Origin of the sequence: Streptomyces capitiformicae (assembly GCF_002214185.1) — a bacterium.
Taxonomy (GTDB): domain Bacteria; phylum Actinomycetota; class Actinomycetes; order Streptomycetales; family Streptomycetaceae; genus Streptomyces; species Streptomyces capitiformicae.
Genome location: NZ_CP022161.1, coordinates 4,783,554 through 4,798,134, shown reverse-complemented (window position 1 = coordinate 4,798,134; position 14,581 = coordinate 4,783,554). Strand labels below are relative to the sequence as shown.

Here is a 14,581-nt window from a genome sequence, read left to right as displayed (position 1 = left end):
CGCCCTCTACCGCGATCACGCCGGAGTCTCACCACCTGAGCACGCATCACGCCTGGCGCTCCCGCGTGGCCAGCAGGCGGCGCAGCGAGTACAGCCGGGCCGGGTCCGCGTGGCCCCCCTCCACCCAGGCGTCCAGGGCGCAGTCCGGCTCGTCGTGGCTGCACGCGCGCGGGCAGTCGACCGTGCCGGGCTCCAGGTCCGGGAAAGCGTGGATGACGCGCGACGGGTCGACATGGTGCAGGCCGAACGAGCGTACGCCCGGGGTGTCGATCACCCAGCCCGCGTCGTCCGAGAGCGGCAGCGCCAGCGCCGACGTCGTCGTGTGGCGGCCGCGCCCCGTGACCGCGTTGACGTGTCCTGTCGTACGCCGCCTGTCCGCCGGGACCAGTGCGTTCACCAAGGTCGTCTTGCCGACGCCCGAGTGCCCGACGAACGCCGTGACCTTTCCGTCGAGCTGCTCGCGTACGCGCTGGACGGCCGTGCCGTCCTCCAGTTCCTCGCGGCTGGTCACAACGTAGGGGATGTCGAGGTCCCCGTACAGGTCGAGGATCTTACTCGGCGCGGCCAGGTCCGACTTGGTCAGCACCAGCAGCGGGTCGAGGCCGCCGTCGTACGCCGCCACAAGGCAGCGGTCGATCATGCGCGGGCGCGGCTCGGGGTCGGCGAGGGCGGTGACGATGGCGAGCTGGTCGGCGTTGGCGACGACGACCCGCTCGTACGGGTCGTCGTCGTCCGCTGTGCGGCGCAGGACCGAGGTGCGCTCCTCGATGCGGACGATGCGCGCGAGGGTGCCCTTCTTGCCGGACAGATCACCGACGACGGCGACGCGGTCGCCGACCACCGCCGCCTTGCGGCCCAGTTCGCGGGCCTTCATCGCGGTGACCGCGGTGTCGTCGATCAGGACGGTCAGCCGCCCCCGGTCGACGGTGAGGACCATGCCCTCCGCCGCGTCCTCGTGCTTGGGCCGGATGTTGCTCCGCGGCCGGTTCCCCTTGCGGTTGGGGCGCTGGCGGATGTCGTCCTCGTCGGTGTGCTTGCCGTAGCGGCGCATCGCGTTACGTCCCTACGCCCCGAGCCTTTCGGCCCACAGCTCGGGGAAGTCCGGCAGCGTCTTGGCGGTGGTCGCCACGTTTTCGATCTGTACGCCCTCCACGGCCAGGCCGATGATCGCGTCCACGGCCGCCATGCGGTGGTCATCGTACGTGTGGAAGATCCCGCCGTGCAGACGGCGCGGGCGGATGTGGAGGCCGTCGGCGGTCTCGGTCACGTCACCGCCCAGCTCGTTGATCTCCTTGGTGAGCACGGCAAGGCGGTCCGTCTCGTGCAGACGCAGGTGCGCGACGCCGCGCAGGGTGGACGGGGAGTCCGCGAAGGCGGCCACGGCGGCGATGCCGGGGGTCAGCTCGTCGACCTCGCCCAGGTCGACGTCGATGCCGTGGATCGAGCCGGAACCGGTGAACTCAAGCCTCTTCTCGGTGAGTTCATAGCTGCCGCCCATCTGCGTGAAGATGTCCCGCAGTGCGTCGCCGGGCTGCGTGGTGTGCGCCAGCCAGTCCGGGATGACGACCTTGCCGCCGGTGACCAGGGCCGCGGCCAGGAACAGCTGGGCGTTGGAGAGGTCCGGCTCGATGGTGATGTCGCGGCCGAGCAGGGCGCCCGGCGTGACCCGCCACACGTTCGGCTCGCCGCCCGACTCCGGGGTGTCCACCTGGGCGCCGACCGCGCGCAGCATGTCGACCGTCATGCGGATGTGCGGCATGGAGGGCGGCAACGAGCCCGTGTGTTGGACCTCGAGGCCCTGGTTGAAGCGCGGGCCGGAGATCAGGAGCACGCTCACGAACTGGGAGGACGACGAGGCGTCGATCTCGACCGGGCCGCCGTCCAGGGCGCCGCCGCCGTGAAGCGTCAGCGGCAGCGCGTCGATGACACCGTGCAGCGGACGCTCGTACGAACGGGGGTTGCCGTCGAACCGGATCGGCCCATCGGCGAGCGTGGCGACCGGCGGCAGGAAGCGCATCACCGTGCCGGCGTTGCCGACGTCGACCGTGGCCGGGCCCTGCAGGCCCGACGAGATGACGCGCCAGGCCTCACCGGAACCGTCCGGGCCCACGCCCTCCTCGATGCCCACGCCCATCGCGCGCAGCGCGCCCGTCATCAGCAGACTGTCGCGGGAGCGCAGCGGGCGGCGCAGCCAGCCCGGCTCCGAGGCGAGGGCGGCCAGGACGAGGGCACGGTTGGTGACGGATTTGGACCCCGACACTTGGACCGTCGCGTCGACGGCTCCCGTCGGACCGGCGCCTCCCCCCGCGAGAGGCGCGGGCCAGAGGGCGGTGTGCGTGGGGTTCGCGGTCATGTCTTTACTTTATTCGGTTCGCTTCACGAGGTCGGCCCCAGCCGAGGGCGGCGCCGTGCCCGGCCGGGGGTACGGGGGAGGGTGTCCCCCGTAATGGTCTTCGTGGTCCTGCAAGAGGGCCGCTGGCCTCCGGGCCCGGCATGACTGGTACCCCCTGTCGAACCCATGGCAATGCCGTTGCCGTTGCTTTTGGGGCTCCTGGCCGGTTGAGCGGCAATGTGCTGGGCAGCATCAACCTGATCAACGCCTCGCTGGCCGCCAAGGTCAGGTTCTTCGGCTTCGCCTCGTCGGTCGCCGTGTACGGCCACGGACACGTCCCCATGCGCGAGGACGAGCGGCCCGTCCCCGCCGACAGCTACGGCAACGCGAAACTCGCCGTGGAGCGCGAACTCGCCGTCACCATGCAGCTGCAGGGCCTTCCGTACTTCGCCCTGCGCATGCACAACGTCTACGGCGAGCGGCAGAACATGGGCGACCCGTACCGCAACGCCGTCGCCATCTTCCTCAACCAGATCATGCGCGGCGAGCCGATCAGCGTGTACGGAGACGGCAGCCAGATCCACGCCTTCACCTACGCCCCGGACATCGTCGGCACGTTCCTTACCGCGTCCGACCAGCCGGCCGCCTGGGGCCAGGTCTTCAACGTCGGTTCCTCGCAGACCACCACTGTGCTGGACATGGCGCACACCGTGCGCACCGCCATGGGCGTACCCGACCACCCGATCATGCACCTGGCCACCCGCGACGAGGTCCACGCCGCGTACACCGACAACAGCCTCGCCCGTAAAACGCTCGGCGACTGGGTCGACACCCCGCTCGCCGAAGGTCTGCAACGCACCGCGACCTGGGCCCGTGAACACGGCCCCGTGGAGCCCGCGACCTCCCTCAGCATCGAGAACGACACCGCGGACAAGCCCGAGTGGTTCACCTGAGCCGCCGGACGGGCGGTCACATCATGACGGGCCGCACCCTGGCCGTCGACGTCGGCGGCGTCCTCTACTACGAACCCTTCGACCTCGCCTGGCTCCAAGGCATCTGGGAACTCACGCGCGCGGACGATGCCACCCTCACCATGGACGCCTTCCTCCAGGCCATGCGCGACTTCTACCAGCGCCGCGCACCCGGATCGCCTCCGCCCAGCCTCTTCCCGCCCAACGGCACGAAGAGCTGGCAGAGCGTCCGCGAACGCTGGACCTCGTTAGTCCAGCCCATTCCTGGAGCCGTCGACGCGCTCAGCTACCTCGCCGAGGAGTACGAGGTGTGCATCGTCGCCAACCAGCCCCCGGAATGCCTCGCCGCCCTGCGTGAGGCCGGCCTGGCCGGGATCAGCCTCCGCAGGAGCAAGGGCTTCACCCGCCGCGACCCGGACGCCGACCTCGCCCCTGACCTGGTGCAACGCGACTTCACGGCACCCGCGCCGAACCGGCTGTGGGTCACCGACCTGACCATGATCCCCACCCTGGAGGGGCCACTGTGGCTGTCGGCGATCCGTGATGCCTTCTCCCGCAGAGTCGTGGCCTGGGAGACCTCCGCCCGCGCGGACGCCGACCTGGTCCTCACCTCCCTCGAGTACGCGCTGGCCAGCCGCGAGGTCGCCCCCGGCGAACTCGTCCACCACGCCGACCACGACACGCAGCCCGGACTCAACGGGTCGACGCAACACCGGCTTCCTGGACCGATAGGAGATGTTCGTTGAGGGCTTCGGCAGGTGTCTTCCAACCGAGGGTCTTGCGGGGCCTGTTGTTGAGTGCGGGTGCGACGGCTTCGAGCTCACCGGCTTCCCATCGCGACAGGTCTGTGCCCTTTGGAAAGTACTGGCGCAGGAGTCCGTTGGTGACCCGAAGGCCGCCGCCGCACGGGCCACGGGCACCTTGTCCACCCTCACCCGGCGCACCATCTCGTACTTGACCTGCACCACATCGGCCGGATCCAGGAACGGACAAGCAGCGAAGCCCTCGTCGGTCACCGCCTCGGGCCGCGGGTTGAGCGCCGGGAACTCCTCCAGCGCCGCCTTCTTGCCCGTCTGCCAGCTCATCGCGCCTCCCCGTCGATCCTGATGTCACCAGGATCAGACCGGCCACCGCACAGGCCAAGAGCGCAAAAACCGGCCAGAGAAGCAGAAGGCGCAGGTCACAGAGACTCCCGAGCCCTCGCACGCCCCCAGCAGCGCCCGCGAGCGCCCCCGGCAGCGGCCTCAATCCCACGACGATCACGGCGCCATCCCCCCGACACCGCCCCGGCCACCGGGCACCCGGGCGGCAACCAGATCCGCCAACTCGACCAGATCCCCGGTCCGATACGGACAGCCCCCGCCGGCCGCCGCGACGAACGCGTCCACGGGCGCCATATCGGTCCACTCCAGCGGGAACGAACACCTGTGGCCCTGCCCGTCGAGGACCAGTACCACATCCCCGCGCCACGAGTTGAGCCGCTCCAGGAACTCGAAATCCTCACCGCACCGGGGATGGAACGGACGGATCAACTGCACACGTCCATCGTCATCGCGGGAAACGAGCGCATTCGACGGCGAATGCCAATGCCCTGGCGGAGAACCTGTGGATGCTGATCAACACCGAGTGCATCCGCGGCCGCGTCTTCACGACCAGGGCCGAGGCGAATCTCGCGCTCTTCGAGTACATCGACGGCTTCTATAACCCCCGCCGTATCCAGAAGCGGCTCGGCTACCTCAGCCCCATCGAGTACGAAGAGAAGCACTACGCCGACCAGGCAGCGACCGAACCAGTGAACCTGAAACCACGTCAACCCGCCCTGACCAGCTAGTCAGCCACTCCCGCGCAGCGGGGGAACCTCAGGTTGTCGGCCTCCCACAGACCCTCCTGTCGGCGTCGCCGAGACAGCATCATCGTCGCGCGAGGGCAGCGATAGCCGCAAGGAAAACCCCCGCTTCAAGCAGGGCGCCGGTGTCATCCGGTCTCCTCACTCCATTCCAGGAACCTGTCTCCCTCCCCCACGCACATCATGGGGTCGAGTTCGAACGGTTCGCGTGCGCGGCTGATCCCCGGTCCGGAGATGTTCACGGTGATACCTCCGAACTCGGAAGGGAAGGAACGGGCTGCCGCGTGCGCCCCAGTGGCTGGGACGACAGCCTCGTCAGTGTCAGCACCCGCTCGGGATCGGTGACGGCGATCCGCTGCGCGATGATCCCGCCCAGCGAGACCCCGACCAGATGCGCCCGTTCCGCCCCGAACGAGTCCAGCACGGCGAGCGCGTCCGAGGCCAGGTCGGCGACTGTACAGCCGGGCGGCGAAATCGACGACGGAGGAGCGCCTGGTGTCGCGGTGGTCGTAGCGGATCACCCGCACGCCCCCGTCCACCAGCCGCCGCACGATCCCGTCTTTCCACTGGATGCCCTGCGCTTGGGCGCCCATGACAGCAGCACGACTGAATGCCCGGGGCTACCGAACTCCTCAGCCCACAGCTCGACGCCGCCGAGGGGGACGAACCGCTCGCGGCGCACACGGCAGCCACCGAACGCGAACTGACGGCCTTCCACACCCCTTGACGGCCGAGAACCTGACCCCGGCACAGCCCTCCACACCTGGTTCCGCCACCGAGGCCGAGCCATCCGCACCCACCTGACGTCCCTCTTCACCCGCGCGGCGACCGACGGCTCGGCCCGCCCGGACGTGGACCCGGCGACGCTGGCCACAGAGGTGGCAGCCTTCCTCGAAGGAGCCCACCTGCTCAGGCCCCTGGACCCCGACCAGGTGGACCTGCCCGCCGTACACCGCGGCTGCTTCGAGGGGCTGACCGCCCACCTCCGCCCCTGACCGGATTCCCACGGCCGAGACCCAAGGGTCACTCGTCCTCCTCGACACGACGATGGGCCCCTGCCGTTCGCAAGGGGCCCACCGTCTTTGACTCAGTGGAAGGGAGACTCCTCAGGAGCTGCGACCGAGCCGTTTTGGGGCCTCACCAGGAGATCAGCCCCTGCCTTCGCCGCCTCTTCGAGCGCTCGCTTCACGCGTCGATCGGCTTCCGAACCGGACGTCAGTACGTGAACCCGAGAGGAGCCTTCCGGGAGGTAGGTGAGATGCGGCTCGACATGGACCGCGATGTCGTCGCCCCGCCACCAGGCCGTCTCACGCGACGAACCGCACTCCTCCGGATGCAGACCCCGCAGCACAGCCAGGGCATCGTCAGGCTTCCCGTCGCACAGGGCTGACGTTCGCCATCCGACGAGACCGGCCCACATGGCACTCGATTCGATCAGGCGGCGCGCATCAGCGTGCCACGGCAGGAACTCCTCCGACCACGACACACCGAAGTATCCGTCCACCCTGCAGACCAGCCCGCACTGGACGAACTGCGGCTCGGCGAAGTTGAAGATCAGTTCACCGGCGCTGGAGGTCCGGATCCTGCTTGTCCTGGTGCCGAGTCGGATCCATCCGGACAACTCGCCGCCCAGCACGGGAAACAAGAGTCCGCCGAATTCCTCTTCATGGGCGAGGACCACCTGCCTCGCCCACTCCGGCGAGCCGGAGGCGACGACGGGGGCGATGCGTGGTGACCTCCTCCCCCAGGTATCCAGGAACGCGCGGGCCCTGGGTGTCAGTCCGCTCACCACTTGCCCCACTCACCTCTTCCCGTCCAGAAAGTCGCGGCACAGCGGGGAGTGCGTCACGTGAGTGAATGGGGCGCATGAGCGGAGTCACTGTCTTCACACACGAGTGCGACGGCGAGCTGCTGAGGGGGGTGTACGGGGACGGGGATGATCCGGCCGCGGCCACCGTGGTGCTGCTGCACGGCGCGGGCAAGGGCAGCAAGGAGCGGCTGGTCCCGCTGCTCGGGGAGTTCGTGGCGCGGGGCTGCCGGGCGGTCGCCTTCGACTTCTCGGGGCATGGTGAGAGCACGGGCACGCTGGCGGAGTTGAGTCTGCGTCGGCGTTTCGAACAGGCGGTCGCCGTGATCGGGGCGCGTGTTCCAGCGGGCGCGCCCCTGATCGTCGTCGGGTTCAGCATGAGCGGCCAGACGGTGGCCGATCTCGCCGCGCACTACGGCGAGCGCGTGGCGGCGATCGGGCTGTGTGCGCCCGCGGTGTACGGGGCGGAGGCGTGGCTGGTGCCGTTCGGGGAGGGGAACGGCCGGTTCAGCGACATCATTCGTACGCCGGGCAGTTGGCGCCGGTCGCCGGCGCTGGAGGCGTTCCGGGCGTACACCGGGCGGGCCGTTCTCGTCGTACCGGGCACGGATCATGTCATCCCGACCGACGTGACCGACGCCGTCACGGACGCGCTGGCCGCCCGGGCCCAGTTCACCCGGGTCGGCATCCCCGCCGCCGACCACTACGTGGGCCTGTGGTTCCGGGACCACGACGACGACCGCCGACGGTTCGTCGACGCCGTACTGGCGGGGCTGGGCGACCGGGGCTGGACGGCGACCCGCGCCTGGGTGGACAAGCGGCTCCCGGAGGGGCGGAGCGTGCGCGAGTGGGAGTCGCTGCGCGGTGGCTGGAGTTCGCAGATGCGGCGGCTGACGCTGGACGACGGGTCGGCCGCTGTACTGCGGTCGTTCGTGAAGCCGTTCTTCCGGCGGCACGCTCCCGGACTGCTGACCCGTGAGGCGGCGGTGCTCACCCTCCTCGCGTCGTACGACGACATCCCGACGCCCCGACTGTACGCCGCCGACCCGACCGCCGAACTCGCCGATCACCCCTCGCTGTTGATGTCCCTGCTGCCGGGGTCGGTACGGGTGGAGGACGACGGGGACCTGGACGGGCGGCTGGACCTGCTGGCCGGCCAACTCGCCCGTATCCACGCGGTCGTACCGGCGGAACGGCCGCGTACGTATCAGGCGTGGACGTCGCCCGAGCGGGTCCGCACGCCCGGCGGCCCGCTGTGGGAGCGGGCCGCGGACGTGATCCGCCGCGAGGCACCCGCGTACGAGGGGTGTTTTCTGCACCGGGACTTCCATCCGGGGAACGTGCTGTTCACCGGCGAGGGCGAGGAGTTGCGGATCAGCGGGGTCGTGGACTGGGTGGAGACCTCGTGGGGGCCGGCGGACCTCGATGTCGCCCACTGCTCGACCGCGCTGGCGCTGCTGCACGGGGCGGAGTACGGGCTCGGCTTCCGTGAGCGGTACGAGGCGCGTGGTGGGCGTCAACTGGCAGGGGGCCAGGACCACTTGTACTGGCGGCTGCTGGACGCGCTCGCCTACGCGCCCGACGCGGAGAAGCTGGCGGTGCCGTGGCGGGAGCTGGGGCGGTCGGATCTGACGCCGGAGGTGTTGGGGGCGCGGTTGGAGGCCTATGTGGGCGGGCTGTTGGAGCGGTACGTGTAGTCGGGCGGGTGTGGTCGTGGGCGCGGTTATCGGGCATTCGGTCGATGACGTTCGCCCAGCCGCCGCGTCGACTGCCACGTGCGGGCGGCGGCGCATGCCGTACGGCTCCATCCCGCCTCCCTGGTTCTCGTTCGATCTCCCGGTTCTTCCGTCTCCTGATCTCGGGTGCCGGGGCCGGACGCCGACGGGAGCCGGGGTGGGAGCCGATTGTCAGTGGTGTCCGGGAGGATGTCCTCTGCGACGGGTGTGACGGACGTACGGGCGGAGGGGCGGAGGGTATGGGGGACTTGCGGCGGTACATCGGCACGGCCGAGCGGCGGGACCGGCTCGCGGCGCGGCAGCGGTTGGCCGGATCCAGGCGGGCGGCGGGCCCGGAGGAGGTCGCGGACTCGCTGGTCGCGTTGCACGGCACGGATCCCGCGACGGTGTACTTGGCGGTGGGCGCGCGGCTCGCCGATCCGGGGCGGACGGTGGCCGAAACCGAACGGTCGCTGTACGCGGACCGGACGCTGGTGCGGATGCACGGCATGCGGCACACCGTCTTCGTGTTCCCCACCGGCCTGACCGCCGTGGTGCACGCGTCGACCGGCATCGCGGTCGCCGCGAAGGAAAGAGCCTCGCTGCTGAAGCAGATGGCGGCGGCCGGGGCGCCCGACGCGGCCTGGCTGAAGGAGGTCGAGGAGTCGACGCTGGCCGCGCTGGCCCGACGCGGCCAGGCGACGGCGGCCGAACTCGCCGAGGACGAACCGCGGTTGCGGCAGCAGTTCGTGTACGCCGCCGGCAAGAGCTACGAGGGCATGCACACCGTCTCGACCCGGCTGCTCAAGGTACTGGGCGTGGAGGGCAGAGTCGTACGGGGCCGCCCGCTCGGCTCCTGGACATCCAGCCAGTTCCGCTGGGCCGTCGCGCCCCCACACGCCGAGTTGGACGTGGCCGAGGCCCAGGCGTCGCTGCTCGGCCGCTGGCTGGCCGCGTGCGGTCCGGCGACCGAGGCCGACCTGAAGTGGTGGACGGGGTGGCGGGTGACGGAGGTCCGCCGGGCGCTCACGGCGATAGGCGCGCGGGCCGTGACGCTGGACGAGGGCACGGGGTACGTGGTGGCCGGGGACGAGGAGCCGCCCGCGGGCCCCGCCGAACCCTGGGCCGCCCTGCTGCCCGCCCTCGACCCCACTGCGATGGGCTGGCAGCAGCGCGACTGGTTCCTCTCCCCCGGCCTTCGCCCCGCGTTGTTCGACCGCAGCGGCAACATCGGCCCGACCGTGTGGTGGAACGGCCGCGTGGTGGGCGGCTGGGCGCAGCGGCCGGACGGGGAGATCGTCTGGCGGTTGCTGGAGGCGGAGGGGGTGGGCGGGGAGGCCGAGGCCGCGATCGCGTTGGAGGCCGAGCGGTTGCGGGGATGGCTGGACGGGACCCGGGTCACACCGCGCATCCGGACGCCTCTGGAACGGGAGTTGGGGTAGTTCCCCGCGCCCTTGAAAGCCTGGGGGCGCCCCCGTGAGCAACCCCCCACTCACCCGCAGACATACAACCGGCCCTCAAAGAACCGCCGGGGTGCCGGGCGCCCAGGAAACAGAGGGCGCCCGGCACCATCGGCTCACTTGGGGGGACACTCCTTCCACGCCAAGTGGTACACCGTGCTGATGTCACCGTCCGTCGAGTCCATGGTCATGAAGCTCGTGCTGTTGGCCGGTGACGAACCCCGGTTGACGCGCAGTTCCGTGTTGATGTTGAAGTTGCGCTCGACACCGCAGGGCGCCCAGACCAGCTGGGCCCAGTCGGTCTCGTCGGTGGCCTGCCAGTTGTCCTCGTAGGGGCCGTTGAACGTGTGCGTTCTCGCGGCCGTGTCCGGGGAGCCCTGGAAGTAGTACGAGGCCTTCTCGACACCGCTGGCACCGCGCTGGAGCGAGGCGAAGCCGCGGTAGTCGACGCTGGCGATGGCGTAGGTGAAGCCGCCCGGCACGTGGACGATCAGGTTGAGCTGGCAGTTCTTGCGGAACGCGTTGGACGGGGCGCCGCCTCCGACCTGGGCGAGGTAGTCGCTGTAGGTCACGGTGAACGCAGTGTTGTCCGGTGAGACGGCGACCGCGGCCGTGCCCCGGGGACAGCCGGAGCCGTTCACCGTGGCGACCTTGATGACGATCTTGTCCGGGGGCGGGTTGTCGAAGGGCGAGTCCGCCGACGCCGTCTGCGCGGGAAGCGCGGTGGCGAACAGAGCGGCTGCGGCGCCGCCCAGCAGGAGACCACGAGCCATGGGGGGTTCTCCAATCAGAGTCATGCGCATGTCAAGGGACATGCGCGATACCCCCCTCGGCCCGCGAATGACCGCCCCAGGAAAGGGCGGCCTGTGAAAGAGCTGTGAAGACCGAGGGGCGACCGCATCGTATGGACCCCGGGCGGGCAGGGCTAGGGCGATCTCCGGCCAACCCTGGCGGCCGGAGATCGCCCTTTTTCTCAGCGGAGCGTCGGCGTCGACGTCAGCGTCAGCGGCTGTACCGCATCAGCGCCCGCACCATGTGGCACGTGGTGTCCGACGGCGGGTGCACGCCGATCACCTCGGCGGTGCTCCGAATCGTCTCGTTGCGCGCCTGGTTCGGCATGTAGACGCCGGAGTCGAGCAGGGCGATCGCGAGGCGCATGGCCTTCAGTCGCCGGTTGTGCGTGATGTACCACTCCCGCGGACGGCCCGGCGGCAGGGTGTGCTTCACCACGGGCGCGTACGGCAGGTCGAGCAGGACGGGATGTTGGGCGGTGGACTGGGTGGGCAGCGGCTTCGACTTCAGTGCGGCAGCGGGCACGGACATCCTCCTGTCGCGGTCTGGGCGCCGCCGGAAATCCCCCGTCGGCAACCCTCGAACACTGCTTCTATTTTACTACCCCCCACTGACAATCGCCCCTGGCCAGAAGGGCTTTGGGGGTCCTGTGACAGAGGTGGAACACGGGTTTTCCTGGACCGCCCGACCGCCCGCTACCGTGGGCGCCATGGAGATCTGGATCAATCCGGCCTGCTCGAAGTGCCGCAGCGCGATCAACCTGCTCGACGCCGAGGGCGCCGACTACACCGTCCGCCGCTATCTCGAGGACGTGCCGAGCGAGGACGAGATCCGCGAGGTACTGGAGCGGCTCGGGCTCGAACCGTGGGAGATCACCCGCACCCAGGAGGCCGCCGCCAAGGAGCTCGGGCTCAAGGAGTGGGCGCGGGACGCCGGTTCGCGCGAGCAGTGGATCAAGGCGCTCGCCGAGCATCCGAAGCTGATCCAGCGGCCGATCATCACCGCGGACGACGGTACGGCGGTGGTGGGGCGCACGGACGAGGCCGTACGGGACGCTCTGTCGCGGTAGCGAGCCACGGGGGTTCGGAGTCGAAGTTCCGGAGTCGAAGTTCCGGAGTCGAAGTTTTCGTATGACCGTTGAGTAACTTCGTTCGGCATCTCGTACATAGCGGCGTACGCTCCCCTACCTCTCAGGAGGCGCGAATGTCGCGTAGGAGAACTCTCGGCACGAAGAAGAAGGTCGCCCTGTTCGTCAGTGCCGCGGCGGTGGCGGGAGGCGGGGCCTTCGCCATGGCGGCCACATCGAACGCGGCCCAGACCGCCGCGGACTCGAACGTCTGCCAGGGGCTCGCCACCGCGCTCGGCAACAACCAGCGGTTCATCGACGGTCAACGAGCCAACCCGGACGCGCAGTCCGAGGCCCGCATCGCCAACCGCGAGGCGGTCATCGCGCAGATCAAGGTCCAGCAGGAGGCGTCGGATTGCGTCGTCGGGGAGTCGGCTCAGGGCTCCCAGGCAGCACAGCCCGCGCAGCCGGAACAGCCCGCGCAACCCGCACAGCCGTCGTCACCTGCCACGGAGAACGCCGGTGACACCGGGGACACCGGGGACACCGGGGACACCGGGGCGGCGGGTGAGCAGGTCTGCAACGGCTCCACCGTCACCCTTTCCGGTGAGGCCGGCGCTCCGGCCGCGTCCAGCAACCAGTTCCCGGCCGGTACGAAGCTGAAGGTGACCAACCTGGACAACAACAAGTCCACGACCGTGGAGGTCACCTCGACCTCCGGCAGCTGTGTCCTGCTGAACAACGCGGCCTTCGAACAGGTGCGGGAACCGGGCAAGTTCCTGATCCGCCGGGCCCTGATCGAGAAGGTCGGCTGAGGTCAGCCGTCGAAGAAGGCCGTCAGACGGCTGTTGAGCTCCGCCGGGTTCGTGTGCGGCAGGGCGTGGTGGGAGACGTCCGCGAGGACGGCGACCTCGACGCGCGGCAGTGACCCGGCGGCGCGGGCCGCCACCTGACGGACGTCGTGCGCCCTGCTGTTCTCCGCGAGAAGCAGCAGGGTCGGCACGTCGAACGCGGCCATCGCCGCACGGTCGGGCTTCGGCCCCGTGACCGGCCGGGTGAAAGGGAACCGGGCGGCCGCCTCCTGGAGCAGGAGCCAGTCCGGGTCCACCCGCGCCCCACCCGTCTCCCACTCCAGGAACGCCCTGGTGCGCCGGGCGGAGCGGCCCAGCATCATCCGGGCGGCCCGCAGGATGTACGCCGTCCCGAACCCCGCGAAGCACTGCGTCGGGTCCAGCAGGGCCAGGCGACGGACCCGGTGGGGCGCGTACAGGGCGTAGTGGAGAGCGATCCAGGCACCGTACGAGTGACCGCACAGCGCGGTCGCGTCGATCTCGAGGCCGTGCAGGATCCCGTCGAGCCAGGCCGCGAGGTCGGCCGCCTTACGGAGGGGGTGGCCGGCCTCGCGTCTGCTGTGCCCCGGCTCGCCGATCAGGTCGACGGCGTACACGCGGTGTGTGAGCGCGAGCTCGCCGGCGTTGGCGAACCACGAGGCGGAGGTCGCGCCGCCACCGCCCGGCAGGAGGAGGAGCGGCGGTGCGCCGACAGGGCCGCACACACTCCCCCGGGTCGTGCCGAACTCGCCGGAGACGGCGAACGTCTCGCGGTCCGCGGGCCACTTGGCCATGACCTTGTCGTACGCCTCGTCGAACGCGTGGATGTCGAAGGAGCCCACGAGCCGTCACCCCCCACTAGTATCTCGCTGAGCGAGATACTAGTTCAGCAAGAGAAAAGGCGGGGCGGCATGGCGGACGACGCGCATGAGATGGAGGGCGACGCGCGTGAGATGGAGGGCGACGCGCGTGAGATGGAGGGCGACGCGCGTGAGATGGAGGGCGACGCGCGTGAGATGGAGGGCGACGCGCGTGAGATGGAGGGCGACGCGCGTGAGATGGAGATCGTGCACCTCCTGCGCGAGGTCGCCGTCGAACTCGGCCTGCACAGCGCCCGGTTCGCGAACCGGAACGGGATGCACCCCACCGACGTGCGCGCCCTGATCGCCCTGATGGAGGCCAGGAGGGCCGGTACGGAGATGACGTCCGGGCGGCTCGGCACCCTGCTCGGGCTGAACTCGGCCGGGGCCACCGCGCTCACCGACCGGCTGGAGCGGCTCGGGCTCGTACGACGGGTGCGGGACACACGGGACCGGCGCAGGGTGCTCGTCGAGGTCGACGAGCGGGCGGTCGAGCTGGGGTGGGATGCCTTCGGGCCGTTGATCGGGCGGGCGGTGGAGCTGTTGCGGGGTTACGACGAGCGGGAACTGGCGGCGGTGCGCGGCTTCCTGAACGGGGTGCGGGACGCGGCGACCGAGGCCCACTAGGTCGACCGAGGCCGTCACTCCCGGCCAACCCCATCGCATACGAGCCGCGCCGCCCGGACGTCCTCCCACCCGTTCACAGCCAGGACATAGCGGGTGCGAACGCCCTCCGGCCGTCCTCACGGAGTGAGTCGCGCCACAGCGACACCCGGTAACACGGGGTTCACATTCGAGCAATGATCGGGAAATCGCACGTTGGCAGGCTGCCGGGCATCAGCGCGGCGTTTCAGTGCCGCAGCGCCGCAGCACCCGTAGCACCCGCAATTGCGCCTAGTGAC

Annotated in this window: 17 protein-coding genes and 1 pseudogene; 9 read left to right on the top strand and 9 right to left on the bottom strand. The window is 70.2% G+C overall.

What is annotated here, in order from left to right; all coding sequences use genetic code 11:
* Positions 1–46: 46 nt before the first annotated feature.
* Positions 47–1,051, bottom strand: coding sequence for a ribosome small subunit-dependent GTPase A (gene rsgA, locus CES90_RS21390; RefSeq protein WP_189781579.1), 1,005 nt, complete (start codon positions 1,049–1,051; stop codon positions 47–49).
* A 12-nt stretch (positions 1,052–1,063) separates the two neighbouring features.
* On the bottom strand, positions 1,064–2,353 hold the full coding sequence (aroA, locus tag CES90_RS21385; RefSeq protein WP_189781578.1) for a 3-phosphoshikimate 1-carboxyvinyltransferase: 1,290 nt from the start codon (positions 2,351–2,353) through the stop codon (positions 1,064–1,066).
* A 206-nt stretch (positions 2,354–2,559) separates the two neighbouring features.
* Between aroA and CES90_RS21380 the strand changes: the two genes are divergently transcribed.
* Together CES90_RS21380 and CES90_RS21375 are read left to right on the top strand one after the other, a co-directional pair.
* Entirely contained in the window at positions 2,560–3,285 is a 726-nt protein-coding gene (locus CES90_RS21380; RefSeq protein ID WP_229913671.1) for an NAD-dependent epimerase/dehydratase family protein, read from the top strand.
* 23 nt (positions 3,286–3,308) lie between these two features.
* The gene (locus tag CES90_RS21375) at positions 3,309–4,049 is read left to right on the top strand and encodes a DDE-type integrase/transposase/recombinase (protein ID WP_189781577.1); all 741 of its coding nucleotides are present in this window, start codon (positions 3,309–3,311) and stop codon (positions 4,047–4,049) included.
* On the opposite strand, the pseudogene CES90_RS21370 reads toward CES90_RS21375, so the two are convergent.
* Positions 3,997–4,188, bottom strand: a pseudogene (locus CES90_RS21370) (transposase); the annotation flags it as partial. The gene CES90_RS21375 and the pseudogene CES90_RS21370 sit on opposite strands and share 53 nt — an antisense overlap.
* 374 nt (positions 4,189–4,562) lie before the next feature.
* Positions 4,563–4,841: a DUF5372 family protein gene (locus CES90_RS21365; RefSeq protein ID WP_189781576.1), complete on the bottom strand. Its 279-nt coding sequence runs from the start codon at positions 4,839–4,841 to the stop codon at positions 4,563–4,565.
* Between the two features lie 71 nt (positions 4,842–4,912).
* On the opposite strand from CES90_RS21365, the gene CES90_RS21360 reads away from it, so the two are divergent.
* Positions 4,913–5,134: an IS3 family transposase gene (locus tag CES90_RS21360; RefSeq protein ID WP_189781575.1), complete on the top strand. Its 222-nt coding sequence runs from the start codon at positions 4,913–4,915 to the stop codon at positions 5,132–5,134.
* Between the two features lie 253 nt (positions 5,135–5,387).
* On the opposite strand, the gene CES90_RS52005 is transcribed toward CES90_RS21360, so the two are convergent.
* Positions 5,388–5,624, bottom strand: a complete 237-nt coding sequence (locus CES90_RS52005; RefSeq protein ID WP_373313298.1) for an alpha/beta fold hydrolase — start codon at positions 5,622–5,624, stop codon at positions 5,388–5,390.
* A gap of 313 nt (positions 5,625–5,937) precedes the next feature.
* On the opposite strand from CES90_RS52005, the gene CES90_RS21350 reads away from it, so the two are divergent.
* On the top strand, positions 5,938–6,144 hold the full coding sequence (locus CES90_RS21350) for a TetR family transcriptional regulator C-terminal domain-containing protein (RefSeq protein ID WP_189781877.1): 207 nt from the start codon (positions 5,938–5,940) through the stop codon (positions 6,142–6,144).
* A 92-nt stretch (positions 6,145–6,236) separates the two neighbouring features.
* Here CES90_RS21350 and CES90_RS21345 read toward each other — a convergent pair whose 3' ends face one another.
* Positions 6,237–6,938, bottom strand: coding sequence for a hypothetical protein (locus tag CES90_RS21345; RefSeq protein WP_189781574.1), 702 nt, complete (start codon positions 6,936–6,938; stop codon positions 6,237–6,239).
* Positions 6,939–7,015: 77 nt separating this feature from the next.
* On the opposite strand from CES90_RS21345, the gene CES90_RS21340 reads away from it, so the two are divergent.
* Positions 7,016–8,653, top strand: a complete 1,638-nt coding sequence (locus CES90_RS21340; protein WP_189781573.1) for an alpha/beta fold hydrolase — start codon at positions 7,016–7,018, stop codon at positions 8,651–8,653.
* A 278-nt stretch (positions 8,654–8,931) separates the two neighbouring features.
* Positions 8,932–10,113, top strand: a complete 1,182-nt coding sequence (locus CES90_RS21335) for a winged helix DNA-binding domain-containing protein (RefSeq protein ID WP_189781572.1) — start codon at positions 8,932–8,934, stop codon at positions 10,111–10,113.
* 134 nt (positions 10,114–10,247) lie between these two features.
* On the opposite strand, the gene CES90_RS21330 is transcribed toward CES90_RS21335, so the two are convergent.
* Positions 10,248–10,904 carry a DUF4360 domain-containing protein gene (locus CES90_RS21330; protein WP_189781571.1) on the bottom strand — a complete coding sequence of 219 codons (657 nt, stop codon included), beginning with the start codon at positions 10,902–10,904 and terminating at the stop codon, positions 10,248–10,250.
* 229 nt (positions 10,905–11,133) lie between these two features.
* Positions 11,134–11,448, bottom strand: coding sequence for a hypothetical protein (locus tag CES90_RS21325; RefSeq protein ID WP_189781570.1), 315 nt, complete (start codon positions 11,446–11,448; stop codon positions 11,134–11,136).
* A gap of 184 nt (positions 11,449–11,632) precedes the next feature.
* Between CES90_RS21325 and CES90_RS21320 the strand changes: the two genes are divergently transcribed.
* On the top strand, positions 11,633–11,992 hold the full coding sequence (locus CES90_RS21320) for an arsenate reductase family protein (protein ID WP_189781569.1): 360 nt from the start codon (positions 11,633–11,635) through the stop codon (positions 11,990–11,992).
* A 134-nt stretch (positions 11,993–12,126) separates the two neighbouring features.
* Positions 12,127–12,804: an RlpA-like double-psi beta-barrel domain-containing protein gene (locus CES90_RS21315; RefSeq protein WP_189781568.1), complete on the top strand. Its 678-nt coding sequence runs from the start codon at positions 12,127–12,129 to the stop codon at positions 12,802–12,804.
* Between the two features lie 2 nt (positions 12,805–12,806).
* Here the strand turns inward: CES90_RS21315 and CES90_RS21310 are convergent, their stop codons facing one another.
* Complete coding sequence (locus CES90_RS21310; RefSeq protein WP_373313283.1) at positions 12,807–13,661, bottom strand: alpha/beta fold hydrolase; 855 nt, start codon at positions 13,659–13,661, stop codon at positions 12,807–12,809.
* 195 nt (positions 13,662–13,856) lie between these two features.
* Between CES90_RS21310 and CES90_RS21305 the strand changes: the two genes are divergently transcribed.
* On the top strand, positions 13,857–14,306 hold the full coding sequence (locus CES90_RS21305; RefSeq protein ID WP_373313297.1) for a MarR family transcriptional regulator: 450 nt from the start codon (positions 13,857–13,859) through the stop codon (positions 14,304–14,306).
* Positions 14,307–14,581: the final 275 nt, after the last annotated feature.

What these genes read in the sequence shown, in the direction of transcription:
- rsgA (WP_189781579.1), bottom strand. Translation starts at nt 1,051, where the DNA reads ATGCGCCGCTACGGCAAGCACACCGACGAGGACGACATCCGCCAGCGC.
- aroA (WP_189781578.1), bottom strand. Translation starts at nt 2,353, where the DNA reads ATGACCGCGAACCCCACGCACACCGCCCTCTGGCCCGCGCCTCTCGCG.
- CES90_RS21375 (WP_189781577.1), top strand. Translation starts at nt 3,309, where the DNA reads ATGACGGGCCGCACCCTGGCCGTCGACGTCGGCGGCGTCCTCTACTAC.
- CES90_RS21360 (WP_189781575.1), top strand. Translation starts at nt 4,913, where the DNA reads ATGCTGATCAACACCGAGTGCATCCGCGGCCGCGTCTTCACGACCAGG.
- CES90_RS21340 (WP_189781573.1), top strand. Translation starts at nt 7,016, where the DNA reads ATGAGCGGAGTCACTGTCTTCACACACGAGTGCGACGGCGAGCTGCTG.
- CES90_RS21335 (WP_189781572.1), top strand. Translation starts at nt 8,932, where the DNA reads ATGGGGGACTTGCGGCGGTACATCGGCACGGCCGAGCGGCGGGACCGG.
- CES90_RS21330 (WP_189781571.1), bottom strand. Translation starts at nt 10,904, where the DNA reads ATGGCTCGTGGTCTCCTGCTGGGCGGCGCCGCAGCCGCTCTGTTCGCC.
- CES90_RS21320 (WP_189781569.1), top strand. Translation starts at nt 11,633, where the DNA reads ATGGAGATCTGGATCAATCCGGCCTGCTCGAAGTGCCGCAGCGCGATC.
- CES90_RS21315 (WP_189781568.1), top strand. Translation starts at nt 12,127, where the DNA reads ATGTCGCGTAGGAGAACTCTCGGCACGAAGAAGAAGGTCGCCCTGTTC.
- CES90_RS21305 (WP_373313297.1), top strand. Translation starts at nt 13,857, where the DNA reads ATGGAGGGCGACGCGCGTGAGATGGAGATCGTGCACCTCCTGCGCGAG.